Consider the following 20,641-nt stretch of genomic DNA (forward strand, 5'->3'; position numbering starts at 1 on the left):
AACTGGAGTATTGTTATTTTAAAAGCTACCATAGTGTTATAAAAAAAAACGACTCAAAAGCAGTTTGCTTTGAGTCGTTTGTGATGTAAATATTCCGTTAGGATTTTGCTAATTTGTTTTTCAATGTTTTGGCAGGAATTGTTTTTACAAGGTTTTTGGGTTGTAAATCATCTAAAACATTCAAAGCCTCTTCAACATAAATATCTTTAGAAAGACTTTCATGCCATCTTTCTCTTTTTTCTTTTAGCGTAGGATCTTTTTGGTATTCTTCCAATTCATGTGGTAATGAGCTGAATTTTAATTGACTTTTATAGTCGTAAATCGGTTTGTATTTTTTAGCGGTTTCCTCCACTTTATTTTGCTCCGATTTGAAAGTGTCAATGTTTAAACTGTAAGTATTGTCATTACTTTTACTGTCAATCCATTTGGCATTTTCTTCAATTAATTTAAATTGAGGATTGGCCGCAATTCTTGCTTTACTGTTGGCAATGGCTTTTTCGAAATGTTGCGTCATTTTCCATGGCGTATAAGGAGCTGCGTCAATTTTATCCCATGGCATGGCGTTTTCTAAATCACGTTCTCCCATTTTAAGATAGGCATAACGATCGGGCATTACTACATCGCTACTTACACCTTCGCGTTGTGTAGATCCTCCGTTGATTCTGTAGAATTTTTGAGTCGTAATTTTTAAAGCTCCCAAATCACCAACCGAGCTATTTCTTACAAATTGATTCAAATCATGTACATTTTGAACTGTGCCTTTGCCATAGGTTTGTTTGCTACCAATGATAATACCACGTTTGTAATCTTGAATAGCTGCTGCTAAAATTTCAGAGGCTGAAGCTGAAAAACCATTGACCATAATTACCAACGGTCCATCCCATTCTATTTTAGGATCGGTATCGTACAATACTTCTTTTTTCTTTCCAGCAGATTTTACTTGAACAATTGGACCTTCGTGAATAAATAATCCAGCAATATCCACCACGGTTGAAAGCGATCCTCCGCCGTCATCTCTTACATCCAAAACAATTCCGTTTACTTTGGCTTGTTTTAAACGTTCTACTTCTAGGGCAATGTCTTTTCCAGCATCGCGGCCGTCACGATTTTCAAAATCAATGTAGAATTTAGGCAAGTAAATTACACCATATTTTAGCCCATTTTTTTCTACTATACTTGATTTGGCATAGGTTTCTTCAATTTCTACTACATCTCGAACAATAGAAATGTTTTTGATGGTACCGTCTACTTTTTTTACGGTTAAGCGTACAATAGTTCCCTTTGGTCCTTTGATTTTTTTGACTACATCGTCCAAACGCATGCCGACTACATCAACAGGTTCAGCACTTGCTTGTCCAACTTTTAGAATAAGATCTCCTGCTTCTAATTGGCGGCCTCTCCAAGCTGGACCTCCTGAAATCAATTCGCTGATTTCAGTAAAATCATTTTTCTTTTGCAAACGTGCTCCAATTCCTTCTAATTTTCCGCTCATACTAACATCAAAACGTTCTTTTTCTTCAGGAGCAAAATAACTAGTGTGCGGGTCAAAACGAGACATGATGGCGTTGATGTATACTGTAAACCAATCATCTCGAGTCAAATCTTTTATAAATCCAAAGGATTCGTCTAGTGATTTTTCGATGTTGCTTCTGCTTTCAACCTCTAATTCTGCAAAAGTTTTGATTTTTACATTTTTCTCAGCTTTTGAGCTTGCATCCATCCCCAATTCTGAACTTAATTCGCTAGGTTTCGTTTTTTCTGTAGCTTGCTCACTTGATGTTGTTGCTGGTGTATCGGAAGGTTTTGTTTTGCTTTCTTGCACACGTAAACGCTCAGTTATGGAGGATAAAGCAGATAATTTCATCTGTTTGCGCCATCTTTCTACCAATTCTTTTTGGTTGGTAGCATACGGCATTTTCTCGTAGTCCGTATCAAAACTTTCTTCTATGGTAAAGTTATTGGGAGTAGCCAATAAGGTTTTGTAGATTTTTTTGCTTTCTTCCATTCTTGTCATCAAGCGGGAGTAGGTCAATTCAAAAAATGTCAATTCTTTGTTATTGATCTGGTCGTCTAAATCCAATTCATATTTAGTAAATTCGTCGATATCGCTTTGTAAAAAGAAGCGTTTTGAAGGATCTAAGGCTTGTATGTAGTCCTTGTATATTCCTTTGGAGAATTCATCGTCCATAGTTGCGGGATCATAATGCCCTTTTTCAATTACAAAAGTCAGTAATTCTAGTAAAAGGCGATCCTTTTCTGGATCGTCTGCGTTCATTCTTGAACCATTTATTTTAAACGCAAACAGCGCACCTGACAAGAATAATACAGCCAGAATAATTTTAAAATTCTTTTTCATATAGGTAATAATTGCATTCATGACATGAAAGTCTAATTAATGTAAAGATAAAACCAAGAAACATTGGCTCGCTATAAATTTTTGTTAAAGATATAAAAATGTTGATTGGATTTATTTTTTATGATAAAAGTTAACAAAAAGAAGATTTGAAGTTTTTTTAAGAAGCTGGATGCTATATTTGTTGTTCTAAAACTACTGCAATGAATCGAAAAAAACCACTTATACTCGTCACTAATGATGATGGGGTAACCGCGCCAGGAATTAAAGCCTTAATCAGTGTGATGGCCGAAATCGGAGATGTTATTGTTGTGGCGCCTGATAAGCCACAAAGTGCCATGGGACATGCTATTACCATCAATAGCACCTTATATTTAAATAAACTTTCGAAAGAAGGGGATGCAGTTACGCAATACAGTTGTTCGGGTACGCCAGTAGATTGTGTGAAATTGGCAACCAATGAAATATTGAAACAAAAACCGGATTTGTGTGTTTCGGGGATCAATCATGGATCCAATTCGTCCATCAATGTGATTTATTCAGGTACTATGAGTGCTGCCGTTGAGGCCGGAATTGAAGGAATTCCAGCCATTGGATTTTCGTTATTAGATTATAATTGGGAGGCTGATTTTAGTCCTATTTTACCTTTTGTAAAAAAAATTGCCATGGAAACCTTGGAAAAAGGACTTCCTGGTGGCGTAATTTTAAATGTGAATTTCCCTAAATTGGCTCAAGAAGAAATCAAAGGAATTAAAGTATGCCGACAAGCTAAAGCCCAATGGGTGGAGAAATTTGACAAAAGAACCAACCCTTTTGGAAAAGATTACTATTGGCTTAGCGGTGAATTTGTGAATCAAGATAAAGGAGAAGATACCGATGAATGGGCTTTGGGGCAAGGCTATATTTCAGTGGTTCCTGTTCAATTTGATTTGACTGCACATCATGCTATACAACCTCTTAATACCTGGAATTGGAATGAATAAAGTAACTTTTTTTTATGGTTTAGCCCTAGGCTTATTAGTGGCTTTTGTTGGTTGTTTTCTGTTTGTTACTTTTTTTACTGATTATGAATTTACAACCGGAGTTGCATTTTTAAAAGCACAAGGTTTTTTAGGGAAATTAATAGCGATAGGATCGTTGCTAGATTTAGCGCTTTTTGGTATTTTACTCAAGCTGAATAAAGAATTGATGGCTCGAGGGGTTGTTTTTTCTGTTTTTATCTTAGCGTTAGCTACCTTGTTTTTTTTGTAGTCAAAAGATTTCTTTTTTGTTTGTCATAGGTTTGATGCGAAGTGAGTTAGAATTTTAGGATGGTGAAAAAAGAGGGGTTTTAGCTTTTTGTGTAAATTCTTAATAAGAAAAGATTGTAGATTATTTAAGTATTTGTTAAAGAATAAGTTAGTTATTTATTTTAATTTTATACTTTGTAATAATTTATGTTTCACTTAATATTTAAAATATGAAAAATCTAAATTTATCTAAAAGTTTAATTAAAACTTTGTTCGTATTTTCTCTCTTTTTTACGATTTCTTTGATTTATGCTCAAACTACTCCAAAAAAGAATGATATCACCCCAATTGATTCTACTTATTTTGCCAAAGACCGACTGAAAGGAAAGGTAATTATTATAACTGGAGCCGCCCGAGGTATTGGTCGCGCAACGGCAATTAGGGCATCGAAAGAAGGCGCATCTGTAGTGATTGCAGATTGGTTAGAAAAAGAAGGAATGGCTACAGCCAAAACAATCGAAGCCAATGGTGGGAAAGTTTTATTTGTAAAAACAGATATTAGAAGCACCGAAGATTGTAATAAATTGGTAGCCGAAACGATTAAAAAATTCGGAAAATTAGACGGAGCAGTATTGAATGCTGGCGTTATGGATGGAATACATTCTGGAGATCCTTTAGATTATGATAAACAAACCGCTTTACTTCCAGCAGCGGTTGATGCAGCTACTGATGAATACTGGGATTTTGTTATTGATGTAAATACTACTGGGACATTTAAATCTATGCGTTCTGTATTAAAGCAATTGCTAAAAGAAGGTAAAGGAGGTGCCTTAGTTACCGTTGGTTCTATAGCCGGACTAACAGGTTTAGCAGGAAATCCAGCTTATGTTGCTAGTAAATATGCAGTAAATGGATTGACCAAAAGTGCTGCTATTGATTATGCTCCATTTGGAATTCGCGTGAACTCCGTAAACATGGCAGCAACCAAAACTCCAATGACTGATAAAGCCTTCGAATTTGTAAAAGAAGTGAAAAAAAGAGGGATTACCGGAATGGGTGGAGCCAAAACCGAAAGTTTATTGATGCTCAATGATAGCAAACATAGAATGTCTACTCCTTGGGAACAAGCCTCAGTTATTTTATTCCTTTTGTCTGATGAGGCCTCAAATTTAACAGGAGGGACTTACGCCACTGATGGTGGATGGACTGCCTATTAATCTGAGATAACATGCTAAAAAAATATAGCTTATTGCTATTATTGGTTCTTTTTGGAGCCAATATGGCCTTTGCTCAAGAAAGCGGTAACTTTTTGGAAGGAGAAAATATTCAATCGGTTTTTATTGAATTTGAAAATCCCTTGGAGGACGAACAAAGTCAAAAAAATTTAAAAGCTAAAATTGACATGCTTTTTCCAGTGTACCCACAAAGTACCGTGCGAACCATTTTACTGGATGCTTATGCGGCCAAAGTGAGACAATTGCCGGAGGTTGAAAACGCTTTTTATGAAGTTAGACCTTCTCTTACAGGGGATATTATCGTTACTTTGAAAGTGAAGTTGAGTAGCGCCCTAAAAGACAAACCTGCCAAGAGTGGAGTTTTAGTGGGAGGTAATGACTTTCCAATGCTGTATATGGATAATAAATCGTTGCTCACTACTCGATTTGCCTTGGCCGAAATGTTGTATTCCAATAACAATTCTTGGTACGGTAGGGATGATGCTATGTTACAGGGTAATCCACTTGTAAATGGACCTGCTGGTAAAGGGTACACGGGTTGGGGAGAAGCGTGGGCTTTGGCAGGCTTGTACGGTATCACTACATTGTCTAATAAACGCAATATTTATTTGTATGGTGGCGCAAGTGTCATAATGAGTGGAACAGCGGGTAGAGAATTGTTTACTGATGTGTCCCGAATTTATACTGCTTTTGATGATGCTTATGTTGGTTTTTTTGGGACAAAATCCTTAAAAAACGGAAATTTATTTAGTTATAACTTTTCGGTGGGGAGACAGCAGTTTACTATTGGTAATGGTTTTATTATCAGAAATACTGCTTCTAACGGAGGAGATAGAGCCGGGTTACAACTCAATCCAAGATGGGCAGCCGATTATTTAGGATTGGCTACCATCAAGTACAACAATTGGATGTTGCAAGTTTTTCAAATCAATCCGGATGAATTACCTGTTATCGATTCTCGAACTGTGATCAATGGATTCAATACCGAATACGGTAATAATCTTGGACATAAATTAGGGTTTACCTATTTGAACGCTTCTCGATCAGACTTTGGTTACTACACGCCTACGGGTGATGTGTTTAGACGTAACGGGCTTAATGTGTATAACATAAGGTATTTCAAAAATTTAACGCAAGGAAGGCCAGGTCTTTTAATTAAAACCGAGTTGGCTCACGAAACGAATGCAAATTTTGATATGTCGGCCTTTGCAGGTTATGCTGAAGTAGGTTGGAGTTTTGCCAAAGCCAAAGCGTCACCCACTTTCATGTATCGTTTTTCCTATTTTTCTGGAGACGATCCTACTACCAAAACATTCGAAAGGTGGGATCCATTATTGACAGGAGGAAATGGAGAAGATTGGGTATTGGGGGCTAATCATTTTAAAATTGTGCAAAACAGTAATTTAATCGCTCATAAAGTGCAAGCCAGTTTGCGAGTAAGTAAAAAAGTAGAATTGGTGCCGCAGTATTTTTATTTTCAAGCCGCTAACAACAACAATGTAGGAGGAAACCCTGCTTTGAGTTATATGCCTAAAAAAGAATACGGTCAGGAAGTCAACTTAACTTGGAAATATTTTCATTCTAGAAAATGGTATTTTCATGGACATTTTGCACAAACTTTTCCAGGAGCTGGTGTAAAAGAAGCCTTGGGGGGCGATGCCAAATCTTGGTTTAGTGCCATGTTATTTTTCAGATATTCGTTAAATTAATCGAGTACGAAATGCGAGAATAGACTCGTTTTACTTCATATCATTAGCAAGAGGCAAGGGTTTTTATTACCTTTGCCTCTTGTTGTTTAGAGTAGTTTTTTATTATTTTTAGCGACCCAAACAGTGTTCTTGAATGCACTCTGATCATTTATCATGGTAGATTCGTTTGGACATTCTTTTAGTACCATACCTTTCAATTATTTATTTATGAAATATTACATTATTGCAGGAGAAGCTTCGGGAGATTTGCACGGTTCAAATTTGATGAAATCCATTTATCAAGAAGATCCAGCGGCCAATATTCGTTTTTGGGGAGGTGATTTGATGCAAAATGTTGGAGGTACTTTGGTAAAGCATTACCGAGATTTAGCCTTTATGGGGTTCGCCGAAGTGCTTTTTAATTTAAAAACCATTCTGAATAATATTAAACTTTGTAAAAGCGATATCTTGGCATTCCAGCCAGATGTGCTTGTTTTTATTGATTACCCTGGGTTCAATTTGAGAATAGCCAAATGGTCAAAAGCCTTAGGTTTTAAAAATCATTATTATATTTCTCCTCAAATTTGGGCTTGGAAGGAAAGTAGAATTAAGGAAATCAAACGAGATATTGATAAAATGTACGTGATTCTTCCGTTTGAAAAGACATTTTACGAAGACAAGCATCATTTTCCAGTGGCTTTTGTAGGGCACCCATTAATCGATGCGATTCAAGCACATCCTTTGGTAGATGATGTTACCTTTAGAAAAGCAAACGAGCTAAATGATTTGCCCATTATTGCTATTTTACCCGGTAGTCGAAAACAAGAAATCACCAAAATGCTGAGCGTTATGTTAAGTGTGGTTGATGATTTTAAAGGGTATCAATTTGTCATCGCTGGTGCACCTAGTCAGGATTTTTCTTTTTATCAACAGTTTATTACCTCGGATAATATTAAATTCTTGTCTAATAAAACTTACGATTTGTTGCAGCACGCCACCGCTGCATTGGTTACTTCTGGGACAGCTACTCTAGAAACGGCCTTGTTTAAAGTGCCTGAAGTCGTGTGTTATAAAGGCAATTGGATTTCGTACCAAATTGCCAAACGAATCATTACACTCAAATATATTTCGTTAGTCAACTTAATCATGGATGCTGAAGTGGTTACTGAATTGATTCAAGAAGATTGTACTTCCTCAAGAATTAAGCAGGAATTAGCCAAGATTTTGCAAGCTGACCATCGTAAAAAAGTGCTGGAAAATTATGCCATTCTAGAAGAAAAATTAGGGGGTAAAGGCGCTAGTAGTACTACCGCAAGATTGATTGTGAAGGAGTTAAAATAATTCAATTCTTTAAATTCTTACTAAAATTTGTATTTTAGTAGGATGAACTTACTACGTTTCCCGCTTTTCAAATTCAGTATTGGCTTTCTAATAGGTCTAGTATCGGCCTATCATGTGTCGTTTACTTTCTTTTTTTTGATGGGCTTGACAGTTGTTGCTGTCCTTCTTTTTTGTATTGCCTATTTTTTGGTTACCAAAAATGACGTCTACCATTGGTTTTTTGATGGATCGGCACTTTGGCTTTCTATTGTGATAGGCATTAATGTTTTAACCTTACATACCCAAAGTAATTCCCCTTTTCATTACAATCAAGATCCATCTATTTATAAAAGTCCCCACGAGATTAAGGTGGTGATTAAAGAAAAACTAAAGAGTAACACGTTCAGCGATCGTTTTATTGTTTCGGTTGAAAGTATCAATGAACGCCATCAAACGGGGTTATTGCTACTGCACTTACAAAAAAACAAATATGCAAAACATCCTATAGTAGGGACACGACTTCGCTTTAATTCGGTGATAGTTCCCCATGCATTGAATAAAAATCCCAGCCAATTTGACTATGCTACTTATTTAAAAAACAAACAAATCTATGCCCAAATCTACTTGGTTCCCGAGGAGATCAGCTATCTGTCTACCCCAGAGAAATCCGTGTGGTATTTTGCCTCTAGTATAAGGGACAAAATCGTAGATAATCTTCATAAAAGTGGTTTTGATCCTAAAGCTTTGCCTGTTGCCATGGCCTTAATTTTGGGGCAGCAGCAAGATATTGACCCTAATATTGCCAAAGATTATCAATATGCTGGAGCGGTACATATATTGTCGGTTTCTGGATTGCATATCGGAAGTCTAGTTTTTTTTATCCACTTTTTGCTAGGGCCGATTCCTAATACCAAAAATGGACGTTTGTTAAAGTTGATAATTTCCTTATCACTGTTGACTCTCTTTGGTATTTTGGCAGGTTTAGCAGCGTCGGTAGTGCGTTCGATCACTATGTTTGCGATTCTTGCGATTGGACAGTATTTGAACAGAAGTACTTCTATTTTTCATACTTTAATGGTTTCCATGGTATTGATTTTACTATTTCAGCCCTATTTTCTTTTCGATGTGGGATTTCAATTGAGTTATGTGGCTCTTTTTTTTATTGTTTGGTTGCAACCCATGCTTACCTTGTTGTGGTCTCCCAAACATAAGATACTTCAATTTTTTTGGGACTTATTGACGGTTTCATTTGCGGCACAGATTGGAACATTTCCATTGAGCGTGTATTATTTTCATCAATTTCCAGGTTTGTTTTTTGTGACTAATTTACTCGTGCTTCCACTTATAGGAGTAATCATGTTTCTGGGTGTTGTGGTAGTAATTATCGCTTATTTTAGTATTGTACCTTTTTGGATTTTCAAACCACTAGAAATGGGGATTTCGTTTATGAATGCCATCATTCATCAGGTGGCTTCTTTTGAAAGTTTTATTTTTGTAGATATTCCCTTTAATGCTTGGTTGTTCTGGTCAAGTTTTATGTTGATTTTTACCTTTGTGTTCTGGGTCAAAAGGATTACGTTTTACCGAACAGTAGCAATTTTATTTGCCATAATCCTTTTTCAGATTTCCTTTTTTATTATCAAATTGAAGTACGAGTCAACCCAAGAATGGATAGTTTTAAACACCACTAAACAAACGATTGTTTGCGAACGCGTAGGGCAAAAAGTGGCAGTATTTGCGAATCAAAAAGACAGAGAAAATATCCTCAAAAATACTGCAGTACGGAATTATGTAACCGCCACATTCAGTGCTGTTTCAAAAATCACTCCCTTAGGTAATGTGGCTTACTTTCTAGGGAATCGAATTCTTATACTGGATAGTACAGTGGTAAAAATCCCCTTGATGCCTGTTGATATTGTACTCATTACTCATTCGCCAAAAGTCAATTTTGATCGCTTGTTGCAAAGTTGTAATCCCAAAAAAGTAGTGGTCGACGCTTCCAATTATAAGTCGCTAGTGACATTGTGGAAAAAATCGTGTAAACAAAAAAATATCCCTATTCACGTGACTAGTGAAAAGGGATACTTTGCGTTGAAAAAATAATTAACTAGAATGGTATGTACTTACGCTTTTTTCTTTCCTAAGAAACCATTGGCTACAGCTAACCATGCCGAAGGACCTCCTGCAACATAGCCAGTACTACCAAGACCCTCAAAATTTGTTTTACCGTTTTTTGTGGTCGCTTTTGCAAAGTGAACGGTTGGATAACCTTGTATGCCAAACGCTTGTTCTAATTCCGCGTTTTGTTTTTTGATTTCCGCGGTTTGGTACTGTTTTCTTGGATAATCTAATTCAACTAATACAACATTTTCTTTAGCCCAAGTAGTAAATTCAGGTGTTTTTAAGACCTCTTTTTGTAAACGAATACACCATCCACACCAATCACTTCCTGTAAAGAAAAGTAACAAGGGTTTGTTTTTTTTGTGGCTCTCTGTAATGGCTTCTTTCATATCAGTGTGCCATTTCAATTCATTTGATTGATTTTTATTGCCTGTACTTTGTGATTGACCTTCTAAGGAGCAAAAAGTAACCAATAAAAAGAGAATTATTTTTTTCATAGTGATTTAGTTTTGTACAAATGTAAAAATATTTTTGAGGTGTAAATGTCAGCTATTTTACTTCTTGCATTAATTTTCTAACCAAGGGCGAGAGCAAAATTAATAAAACACCAGCAATTAAGGCATAAATGGCCAATTGAAAATAGCCATCAGCATACACATTCAGTTTATCAATATTTGATGCGTTTTCAGAAGCTTCGGCAATATTTGCGCCTAAAATTCCAGCGAAGTACTGTCCATAAGCACTGGCTAAAAACCACATACCCATAATCACCGCTTGTGTTTTGGCCGGAGATAATTTGGTCATAGCAGACATTCCAATGGGTGATAAACATAATTCACCCAATGTAATCACAAACCATCCAAATGTAAAAATCCCCAAAGAAGTTCTTCCAAAACCATCGGCAAAAAACTTGGTGTAATAAAACACCCAGAACCCTCCAGCTAAGAACAAAAAGGCGAGTCCAAATTTCACCACTGTATTGGGTTCAATTTTTCTTTTGTTGAGCCATAGCCAAACGAGTCCTACTAAGGCGGCAAAGCCAATTACAAAGAAAGAATTGGCAGAGTTGTTCACGCCATTTGGACTCAATACAACACCTCCGATAGTGTTGTTCAAATTATTCACGGCAAACAAGCTCAGTGAACCACCACTTTGTTCGAAAAAAGCCCAAAAGAAGACTGAGAAAAGAATGAAAATCAAAGCAGCCCATAATTTCTTGTTTTCGGCTACTGAGAAATTTTTCATTTCGTAAAACAAATACAGTATCGAGGCAGGGCCAATGAAAATCATAAAATAATCGGTGTAGGTCGTATTGGCGACCATCACAATAATCAAAGGGATGATAAGTAATGAGCCAGCATACGTTATCCATTCTAATTTTTTTCTTTTGGCAACAAGTATTTCTTTTAAAGGTGAAAGTCCGATAGGGCCTAAACTTTTTTGGGTTTGGGTAAAAGTCAATAAACTAATAATCATTACGATGGCTGCAAAACCAAAGCCTACGTTCCAACGCAAGTGTTCTGGAACAATAGCTTGCCACATGGATCCTTCGGCCACGGCGATACAAATATATCCACCAATTAAGGCGCCTAAATTTACGCCCATGTAAAAAAACGAAAATCCTGCATCACGTCGTGGATCATTTTCGGGGTATAATTGCCCTACCATTGAAGAAATATTAGGCTTAAAAAAACCGGTACCTACTATGGTAAAACCTAGTCCAGTAAAGAAAAAATTCTTCGGATCTAGTGCCAAAATAACACTGCCAATTATCATTAGAATTCCGCCCCAAAAGAGTGATTTTCGAAGGCCTAAAATTTTATCAGCAAACAATCCGCCAATAAAAGTAAAGGCATATACCCAAGCTTGCGTAGCACCATATTGTAAATTGGCCACACGTTCATTCATTCCTAAATGGCCAACCATAAAGACGACCAACATGCCTCGCATACCATAGAAACAAAAGCGCTCCCACATTTCGCTGAAGAATAAATACCACAATTGTTTCGGGTATTTTCCTTTAAAATTTTGTATTTCTTCTAACGTTATATTTGATTCCATGTAATTCTTTTCCGTATTATTAATTTATTCCTTTTTCTTTCATGACTTTATTAAGCTCTTTGACCAAAGCAAACATAAGTAAAGTGGCAAAAAGTAATAGTCCAAAGTTGATCCAGAAAAAATTAGCTTTATTTTCATAAGTGTCCCACATACTAGCCAAAACGCCACTTAATTTGTTTCCAATGGAAGTAGCCAAAAACCAGCCACCCATCATCAGGGACGTGATGTTTTTGGGACTTAATTTTGAAACGACTGACAATCCCATCGGACTCAAGAATAGTTCTCCAATGGTTATAACACCATAATTTGCCACTAACCACCATACTGATACTTTCTCGGAACCGTTGCTACCAATATGCACCGCTGCGATCATAACTAAAACCGATAAAGCAGAAATGAGTAAACCAAAAGCAATTTTGGTTGGAGTAGAAGGTTCTTTTTTTCTTCCTCTTAAAAAGGTAAATAAGGCCACTACCAGTGGTGTTAAAAGAATCACCCAAGCCGGATTAATGGACTGACTCAAATTGGCCGACCACGTGTAGATTTTGCTTTCTTCTTGTGGTAATTTATCTTTAGCAACATTCCTAAAATACAAAGGATAGTCAACTGTTTTGATCACTTTTCCATCCTTTTTTTGGATTCTAAAAGCTGCATCGTAAAGGGCAACAGAATCTTTTTTATAGGTTAGTGTATCGGTTAGAACTAATCTAGAGCCTATTTGTTGGGCTACACCAGTTAATTCTCTATCTGTATATTTGTCTCCCCAATTGTTTAAGGCAGAACCATTCAATTTGAAAACAGCCCAAAATAAAATAACAACGGCAAAAATGGAAAGTAATGCTCCTATGGGGCGTTTGTCTTCTACTTTGGCTTTAAAATAAAGACTAGCGTAAAAGAAAATTACCGGAATACAAGCAAATACAAAGGCATCGGTACTGTCTGAACCAAAAATGGAACTATCTAGATTGGTTTCTGAAGTAATTCCTTTGATTAACCATCCAATTACACCAAATAATAGGGAAGGTAAAAGGATAAAAAGTACAATTTTGTAAAAGGGCATGTCGCCTTCTTGAACTCCTTTTTTCTCGGTTTTATCTCCATAATGCTTGGTTCCTAATAGGAAAATAAAGACTCCCAAAAACATTCCCACTCCAGCAGCCATAAAAGCTTCTTGCCATCCGAAAAGAATTTTTAGTGCCGCTCCAAAGAAATTACAAATAAAAGCACCAACATTGATTCCCATATAGAAAATATTGTAGCCTTCGTCTTTTTTGTCTTTAAATTCTTCATCATTATAGAAATTACCTAATAAGGTCGAAATATTGGGTTTGAAAAAACCATTTCCTACAATAACCAATGTCATAGCGGTGTACAACATCGGGATGCTATGTACTCCCATAATGAGGTAACCAGCACCCATCATTAGCCCTCCTAGAACAATTGATTTTTTATAGCCCAAATAGCGATCTGCAATCAACCCACCAATGAAGGGTGTTAAGAAAACCAACGCAATGAAAGTTCCGTATAAATCAGAAGCTTCTTTTTCGGTCATCGAAAATCCAGACTCTACATCTTTGAGGTAAAGGGTGAATATTCCGATCATTAAATAATAGCCAAAACGTTCCCACATTTCGGATAAGAACAAAAACGGTAGTGCTTTAGGATGACTTTTCCACATAATATAATTGTATTAAATAAGAAGCCTACAAGAGGGATTCTTGTAGGCTATAATAAAGTAGGTTTCGATTAACGAATACCGTGCATCATCTTTTTCAAAAATGGAGTCAAGGCAAATAGAATCAAGGAAGCGATTCCAGTTAAAACCACAAATACCATAAAGAATTCGAAAAGGTTATGAATTTCAAAACCTGCAAAAACAGGATTATTTGGACTGATTTGATTAGTGTCTAATAACTGTAATTGTTCTGCTGTTGGTACTACTTTTTTGTCCAAAACAGCTTGCAAATCGATACCTAATTCTTTTGCTTTATTAAATTTGTCTCCTGTAGCTGGCAAGATAGAACCTAGTGTTCCAGCCAAAGCATAACCTGCAGCATTCGATAAAAAGAATACCCCGTACAGTAATGAAGAGAAACGTTTTGGAGATAATTTTCCAACCAATGATAATCCAATTGGTGATAAACACAACTCAGCACAAGTTTGAATCAAGTACAATAAAATCAACCAATAGATGGCTAATAAACCATTGTTACCTAAATCTTTTACATTGTGAGCAATAATAAAATAACTGATAGCGATTAATCCTAAACCAAAAGCTTGTTTCATTGGAGAAATAGGTTCTCTTCCTTTTTCTCTTAATTTATCCCAAAGTAAACTAAACGGAACGGCAAACATCACCACAAATAATCCATTAAAAATTTGAACCATCGAAGGAGGCATATTCCAACCAAAAAAGTTCCTGTCGGTTTGGTTATCAGCAATAAAAGTTAAGGAAGAACCGGCTTGTTCAAAAGCAGCCCAGAAGAAAATCACGAAAAAGGCAACAATATAAATAACCAAAATACGATCACGTTCCACCTTGGTCAAAGAAGTATCTGAGATGATTAGACCAGCCAACGCCAATCCACTAGCATAAATGATAGAATAAATAATATTTTGACCTAAATAAAAATGGAAAGCCAATCCTAAACCTACAAATCCTAGGATAGCTAAAAGTAGTGCTTTTGAAGAGAATACAGCAACTTGAGATTCTCCTTCTTCAAAATCGCCTGCTTCATTTTTAGAAGGTAAGCCACCAATAGGTCGTCCTTCTGGTGTCACTACATATTTATCTTTCAAGAAATAAAATACGGCTGTACCTAAAATCATCGCAATCGAAGCGGCTAAGAATCCCCATTTGAACGCATGAATATCTCGCAATCCATCAACATCTTTAACATCACCAATAAGTGGGCAAATCAATTGACCTAAAAAGGCCCCTAAGTTAATTCCCATATAGAAAATAGTAAAAGCGGTATCCAATTTGCTTTTTTCTTGTTTTGGATACAAACTCCCCACCATGCTTGAAATGTTTGGCTTAAAGAATCCGTTTCCGAAAATGATAATTCCTAATGCTACCCATAATAAAGTATTAGCCAAAGATCGATTAGGTTCAAATATACTAGCACTAAAAAACAAAAGCAATTGTCCAATGGCCATCATTAAACCGCCTAACATAATACAGTTTCTGTTACCAAAAAAACGATCCGCAATAAAACCACCCAACATAGGGGTTAAGTAACACAATCCAAGGAAACCACCATAAATTAAGGAAGCATCGGCTTCTTTCATCAATAAGGCATTCACCATAAATAGCGTTAAAATGGCACGCATTCCATAGAAATTGAATCGTTCCCACATTTCTGTTCCAAACAATACCCAAAGTCCTTTTGGATGTGCTGTTTTTACTTGTGTTTCTGTCATTTTTGTTTTTATATTAATTTTGTTAGGTTTATGTTATAAATTTTCAAGTATAAAGTTGGTCATTTTATTATACAGTTGGATTCGAGTTGCACCTCCAAAAACACCGTGATTTTTATCAGGGTAAATTTGCGAATCGAATTGTTTGTTGGCTTGAATCAACGCTTCCATCATTTGCATGGTGTTTTGAACGTGAACATTATCATCTGCTGATCCATGAATTAATAAATACTTCCCTTTTAACTTTTGAACATGATTAATAGGTGAGTTGTTATCGTATCCTGTTGGATTTTCTTGTGGGGTTTGCATGTAGCGCTCGGTATAAATACTGTCGTAAAAACGCCAATTGGTTACCGGAGCCACGGCAATCGCCATTTTGAATACATCATTTCCTTTCAAAATACAATTGGAAGCCATGAATCCTCCAAACGACCAGCCAAAAATACCGATTCTGGATGGATCTACAAAAGCATACTTGCCAATGGTTTTGGCAGCGTCAATTTGATCGATAACTTCGTATTTTCCTAATTCTTTTTGGGTTACTTTTTTAAATTCAGCTCCTTTAAATCCAGTTCCTCTTCCATCTACACAAGCTACGATGTATCCTTTTTGAGTCAAGGATAAAAACCAATAATCATTAGCATCTAACCAATCATTGGCTACTTGTTGTGAACCTGGCCCTGAATATTGAAACATAAATACTGGATACTTTTTGTTCGGATCAAAATCTTTGGGTTTGAAAAACCACATGTTTAGCTCTACACCTTTTTCTGTTTTTAACACCGAAAATTCTTTGGTAGGTAATTGGTAGGCTTTTAATTTATTAGATAATGCTTCGTTGTTTTCTATCACTTGTACTAGTTTTCCCGACTTGCTTTCGTTTAAAGAATAAACAGGAGGTTGCGTTGCACTTGAAAAACTATGGATAAAATATTGAAAATTTGGACTAAAAGTAGCTGAGCTTGTTCCCGTATTTGAGGTTAATCGAACTTTGTTTTTGCCATCCAAATCTATGCGATACACGTCGCGGTTGATTGAGCCATTTTCAACAGATTGGTAAAAAATAGTTTTGGTTTTTTCGTCGAAGCCATAGTAATTAGTTACTTCCCAATTGCCTTTGGTGACTTGGTTTTTTAACTTGCCAGCAGCATCGTAAACATAAATATGATTGAAACCATCTTTTTCGCTGGTCCAGACAAAACTGTTGTCTTTTAGAAAGGTTAGGTTGTCTGTAACATCAATATATGCGTTGTCTTTTTCGTTCAAAACTACTTTAGAAACTCCTGAATTACCATCGATAAACAATAAATCTAAGTTGTTTTGATGACGGTTCAAGACTTGCGCCGATAATACGTTAGCGTCGTTTGTCCACTGTAATCGCGCAATGTAAAAATCAGAGTAAGTGCTTAGGTCAACTTTTTTCTTTGCTTGCGTGTTTACATCATAAAGGTGCAAGGAAACAACGGCATTTTTTTCTCCCGCTTTTGGGTATTTGAAGGTTTGTGTTGTAGGATATAAATTTTTCTCAAAAATGCTCATCGAGAATTCTGGAACTTCCGATTCGTCGAATCGAATAAAGGCTATTTTTTTGCTATCGGCACTCCAATCAAAGGCTTTTACAAAGGCAAATTCTTCCTCGTAAACCCAGTCGGTAATTCCGTTGATGATGCTATTCTTTTTTCCATCTGAAGTAATTGATGTTGTCGTTTTTGAAGCGATGTCGTAAACAAACAAATTATTGTCTTTTGCATAAGCAATTTTTTTTCCGTCTGGTGAAAAAGTAGGCTCCTGCACCGGAAAATCAAATAATCGCACCAGTTGATTGGTTTCGATATTGAATAAAAAATACGTAGCGGTAAAAGAATGGCGAAAAATAGGTGTAGTGCCGTTGGCAATTAGGATTGATTTTTCGTCTTGGCTAAAACTGTAGCTATCAATGCCGTCATTTAGTAGAGGAAAATCTTTGGTGTCTAATAAAGTGCGAACTTTTTGAAGAGAAGCATAGTTGTACAAATCGATTTGCTTGCTTCTGTTTTCTCTGTTGCTATTCAAAACCGTGTATTGATTTGTGTTTTTCATAGCCTGTAAAGCGTCCATTCCTTTGGCTCTAAACGCCCCTGAATAAATGGATTCTACTGTTATTTTTTGTTGTCCAAAAACGGTGAACACACTAACGAAAAATAAGAGAGACAATAGTTTTAATTTCATAAAATTTCAGAGATTATTTGTGCTAATTACTGTTGTTGGTTTTTACTACAAAACCGACTGTACTTTTGAGTTATATTTAAAACGACGCCAATTTTAATAAAAAAAAAGCAATAAATGGTCATTTGGTGTGTTAAAACTTAGTAATAAATATAAAGTAACTTATTGAATAATGTGTCTTTCTGAACTCTTAAAAAAAAACCAAAACCGTATATTTGCGAAAATTAATTTTAATTGCTTGAAAATGAATAATACTATCGCTGGATTTTCTAAATTGTCTAAGGATGAAAAAATAAACTGGATTGCTAATCATTATTTTGCCACTCCTGACGAAGCGATTGAAACGGTTAAGAAATATTGGAATTCAGACAAAGTGTTGCAGCAATTGCATGATGAATTTATTGAAAACACGATATCTAATTTTTATGTACCTCTTGGGGTTGCGCCAAATTTTTTAATTAATGGAAGGAACTATACCATTCCTATGGCTATTGAAGAAAGTTCTGTAGTGGCAGCTGCTTCAAAATCAGCTAAATTTTGGGCTACTCGCGGTGGTTTTACAACAACAGTTGTTGCTACCGAAAAAATTGGACAAGTACATTTTTTATTTTCGGGAGATGAATCGAAATTGACTTCCTTTTTTACTCAAATTAAATCCTCTTTTTTTTCAGATACAGAAGCGTTGACACAAAATATGCGACAACGAGGAGGTGGTATTTTGAATATTGAATTGAGAAACAAAACCGATTTGATTCCAAATTATTATCAATTGCATGTCACTTTTGAAACCAAGGATAGTATGGGAGCTAATTTTATTAATTCCTGCTTGGAACAATTGGCTAAAACCTTGAAGAATCAAGCAAACTCCTATGATTTGTTTTCTACCGAGGAAAAAGAAATCGAAGTGATTATGAGTATACTTTCGAATTTTGTTCCCAATTGTTTAGTGCGAGCTGAAGTGTCTTGCCCAGTTGAAGATTTGAAAGAAAAACATATTGAAAATCCCGAAGTATTTGCGCAACGATTTGTTCAAGCCGTTCGTATTGCTGAAGTGGAGCCCTATCGCGCCGTAACCCACAATAAAGGAATCATGAACGGCATCGATGCTGTAGTGATCGCCACCGGTAATGATTTTAGAGCCGTTGAAGCTGGAGTTCATGCGTATGCCGCCAAAAATGGAGGATATTCAAGCTTGTCACATGCAACCATAGAAAATGGGTACTTTCGATTTTGGTTGGAAATTCCTTTGGCATTGGGCACCGTTGGCGGACTAACCGGTTTGCATCCTTTGGTAAAATTTTGTTTGGAAATGCTTGAAAAACCATCGGCCCAAGAGTTGATGGAAGTTGTAGCAGTAGCAGGTTTGGCACAGAATTTCGCAGCCTTGCGCTCTTTGACTACAACTGGCATCCAAGAAGGACATATGAAAATGCATTTGAATAATATATTGAATCAGTTTCAGGTGACTTCTGACGAACGTAATAGCATCAAACAACATTTTAAAAATGAAACCATTTCTCATAGTGCAGTAGTTCGTTTTATTGATTATTTACGAAATAAGCATTAACGATTATGGAACACACTTTCTATAGTAACGGAAAATTATTGTTAACGGGCGAATATCTGGTTTTGGATGGCGCCAGCGCTTTGGCTTTGCCTACTAAAATGGGACAAAGTTTACAGCTAATACCACAAGAAAACAAAAGCATACATTGGAAAAGTTTTGATGCCGATGGAAGCCTTTGGTTAGAAGAAAAGTTTGCAATTGCCGATTTTTTAAATTTCAAACCTGATGCTGAGGATTCAGTTAAAAACACCTTGTTGCATATTCTTCATCATGCGACGCTTTTAAAGGGGAAAGATTTTTCGTTTAACTCAGGTTTTCAAATCGAGACGCGACTCACTTTTCCTAGAAAATGGGGTTTAGGAACGTCTTCAACCTTGATTAATAATATAGCACAATGGTTTCAAGTTGATGCTTTTGAATTGCTCAAGAATAGTTTTGGTGGTAGTGGTTATGATATTGCTTGCGCTCAAAATGATACGCCTATTTTTTATCGTTTAGAAGAAGGTTTGCCAAGCGTAACACCTATAACATTTGCACCGAAATTTACTTCTAATTTGTATTTTGTGTATCTCAATCAAAAACAAAGTAGCAAAGAGGCAATTGCGGCTTACTTTAATAAGAAGCATCAAAATCTGAATGAAAATATCGAAAAAATAAACCAGTTAACTTTGGCTGTTGCTACAGCGCAAGATCTGCATTCTTTTTCTCGAGCCTTGCAGGTGCATGAAAACGAATTGAGTGCTATTTTAGAGATGTTGACCGTTCAAGAAGCTCTTTTTGCTGATTTTGAAGGTGTCATTAAAAGTCTAGGGGCTTGGGGAGGCGATTTTGTTTTAGTTGCTTCAGAAGATAATCCAACGAACTATTTTGTTGAGCGAGGATTTGATACTGTTATTCCATATAAAAAAATGATTTTATAAAAACACACACCCGTTTCTAGTAGTTAGAAACGGGTGTTTTTTAGGAATGCTAAATCAATAGCAGCTGTAATGTTTTCGATAAGAAATTTATCTTCTGGCCCAAACATCTACTTCTGCTCGGCTACCTATTAAGTTTCTAGTTCTGTATTCAAAACGAATTTTGTCTATTCTTCTTTTGAAAGATAGGTTGATAACTCTAGATTCTCCGCCATCTTTAATGTTGTTTCGCAATTCTACATCTTGCTTTTGTCCATTTTCAAAATAGATCGTCATTTTATTAAAGTTGACGGTATTTTTTCTAACCATGACTTTAAGTGCAGAATAACTACTTCTGCTTGATGGTCTAAAATCATCTTTTTCACCTGTTTTTTGTACGGTTTGTGTTCCAATTTTTTCCCATTGGCCGATTTTATTGGATGATCCCCAATTTTTGTTTTTGTCTCTGTTGCCTTGAGCTTCTACGGATGGTGCAAAAAGAGCTAATCCTAATGTGATTACCGCTAGTTTAAAATATTTTTTCAT

At 36.1% G+C, this 20,641-nt stretch carries 15 protein-coding genes; 8 read left to right on the forward strand and 7 right to left on the reverse strand.

Features of this window, described 5'->3' with window-relative positions; translation table 11 throughout:
• Window positions 1-97 precede the first annotated feature (97 nt).
• Window positions 98-2,377: a carboxy terminal-processing peptidase gene (locus tag BXU11_RS03070; RefSeq protein ID WP_078210970.1), complete on the reverse strand. Its 2,280-nt coding sequence runs from the start codon at window positions 2,375-2,377 to the stop codon at window positions 98-100.
• Between the two features lie 179 nt (window positions 2,378-2,556).
• Between BXU11_RS03070 and surE the strand changes: the two genes are divergently transcribed.
• The 6 genes from surE (at window position 2,557) to BXU11_RS03100 (ending at window position 9,928) form a co-directional block, all read left to right on the forward strand.
• Window positions 2,557-3,336: a 5'/3'-nucleotidase SurE gene (surE, locus tag BXU11_RS03075; protein WP_078210971.1), complete on the forward strand. Its 780-nt coding sequence runs from the start codon at window positions 2,557-2,559 to the stop codon at window positions 3,334-3,336.
• A complete protein-coding gene (locus BXU11_RS03080; protein ID WP_024980324.1) occupies window positions 3,329-3,604 on the forward strand; it encodes a hypothetical protein in 276 nt (91 codons plus the stop codon). The genes surE and BXU11_RS03080 overlap by 8 nt, the downstream gene beginning before the upstream one ends.
• 208 nt (window positions 3,605-3,812) lie before the next feature.
• Window positions 3,813-4,799, forward strand: coding sequence for an SDR family NAD(P)-dependent oxidoreductase (locus tag BXU11_RS03085; RefSeq protein WP_078210972.1), 987 nt, complete (start codon window positions 3,813-3,815; stop codon window positions 4,797-4,799).
• Between the two features lie 11 nt (window positions 4,800-4,810).
• The gene (locus tag BXU11_RS03090; RefSeq protein WP_139363429.1) at window positions 4,811-6,526 is read left to right on the forward strand and encodes a hypothetical protein; all 1,716 of its coding nucleotides are present in this window, start codon (window positions 4,811-4,813) and stop codon (window positions 6,524-6,526) included.
• Between the two features lie 207 nt (window positions 6,527-6,733).
• Window positions 6,734-7,846, forward strand: a complete 1,113-nt coding sequence (gene lpxB / locus BXU11_RS03095) for a lipid-A-disaccharide synthase (RefSeq protein WP_078212043.1) — start codon at window positions 6,734-6,736, stop codon at window positions 7,844-7,846.
• A gap of 42 nt (window positions 7,847-7,888) precedes the next feature.
• Complete coding sequence (locus tag BXU11_RS03100) at window positions 7,889-9,928, forward strand: ComEC/Rec2 family competence protein (protein WP_078210974.1); 2,040 nt, start codon at window positions 7,889-7,891, stop codon at window positions 9,926-9,928.
• A gap of 20 nt (window positions 9,929-9,948) precedes the next feature.
• On the opposite strand, the gene BXU11_RS03105 is transcribed toward BXU11_RS03100, so the two are convergent.
• The 5 genes from BXU11_RS03105 to BXU11_RS03125 form a co-directional block, all read right to left on the reverse strand.
• Window positions 9,949-10,443 carry a thioredoxin family protein gene (locus tag BXU11_RS03105; protein ID WP_078210975.1) on the reverse strand — a complete coding sequence of 165 codons (495 nt, stop codon included), beginning with the start codon at window positions 10,441-10,443 and terminating at the stop codon, window positions 9,949-9,951.
• Window positions 10,444-10,495: 52 nt separating this feature from the next.
• Window positions 10,496-12,007, reverse strand: a complete 1,512-nt coding sequence (locus BXU11_RS03110; RefSeq protein ID WP_078210976.1) for a peptide MFS transporter — start codon at window positions 12,005-12,007, stop codon at window positions 10,496-10,498.
• A gap of 19 nt (window positions 12,008-12,026) precedes the next feature.
• A complete protein-coding gene (locus BXU11_RS03115; protein WP_078210977.1) occupies window positions 12,027-13,685 on the reverse strand; it encodes a peptide MFS transporter in 1,659 nt (552 codons plus the stop codon).
• 68 nt (window positions 13,686-13,753) lie between these two features.
• Window positions 13,754-15,430, reverse strand: coding sequence for a peptide MFS transporter (locus BXU11_RS03120; RefSeq protein WP_024980332.1), 1,677 nt, complete (start codon window positions 15,428-15,430; stop codon window positions 13,754-13,756).
• A gap of 33 nt (window positions 15,431-15,463) precedes the next feature.
• Window positions 15,464-17,635: a S9 family peptidase gene (locus BXU11_RS03125; protein ID WP_078210978.1), complete on the reverse strand. Its 2,172-nt coding sequence runs from the start codon at window positions 17,633-17,635 to the stop codon at window positions 15,464-15,466.
• Between the two features lie 241 nt (window positions 17,636-17,876).
• On the opposite strand from BXU11_RS03125, the gene BXU11_RS03130 reads away from it, so the two are divergent.
• Together BXU11_RS03130 and BXU11_RS03135 are read left to right on the forward strand one after the other, a co-directional pair.
• Window positions 17,877-19,199 carry a hydroxymethylglutaryl-CoA reductase, degradative gene (locus BXU11_RS03130; RefSeq protein WP_078210979.1) on the forward strand — a complete coding sequence of 441 codons (1,323 nt, stop codon included), beginning with the start codon at window positions 17,877-17,879 and terminating at the stop codon, window positions 19,197-19,199.
• A 5-nt stretch (window positions 19,200-19,204) separates the two neighbouring features.
• Window positions 19,205-20,119 (forward strand): GYDIA family GHMP kinase, encoded by a 915-nt coding sequence (locus BXU11_RS03135; protein ID WP_078210980.1) that lies wholly within the window; start codon window positions 19,205-19,207, stop codon window positions 20,117-20,119.
• Between the two features lie 87 nt (window positions 20,120-20,206).
• Here the strand turns inward: BXU11_RS03135 and BXU11_RS03140 are convergent, their stop codons facing one another.
• A complete protein-coding gene (locus tag BXU11_RS03140) occupies window positions 20,207-20,641 on the reverse strand; it encodes a hypothetical protein (protein ID WP_024980336.1) in 435 nt (144 codons plus the stop codon).

The organism is Flavobacterium sp. LM5, from assembly GCF_002017945.1.
In the GTDB taxonomy this organism is placed as follows: Bacteria; Bacteroidota; Bacteroidia; order Flavobacteriales; family Flavobacteriaceae; genus Flavobacterium; species Flavobacterium succinicans.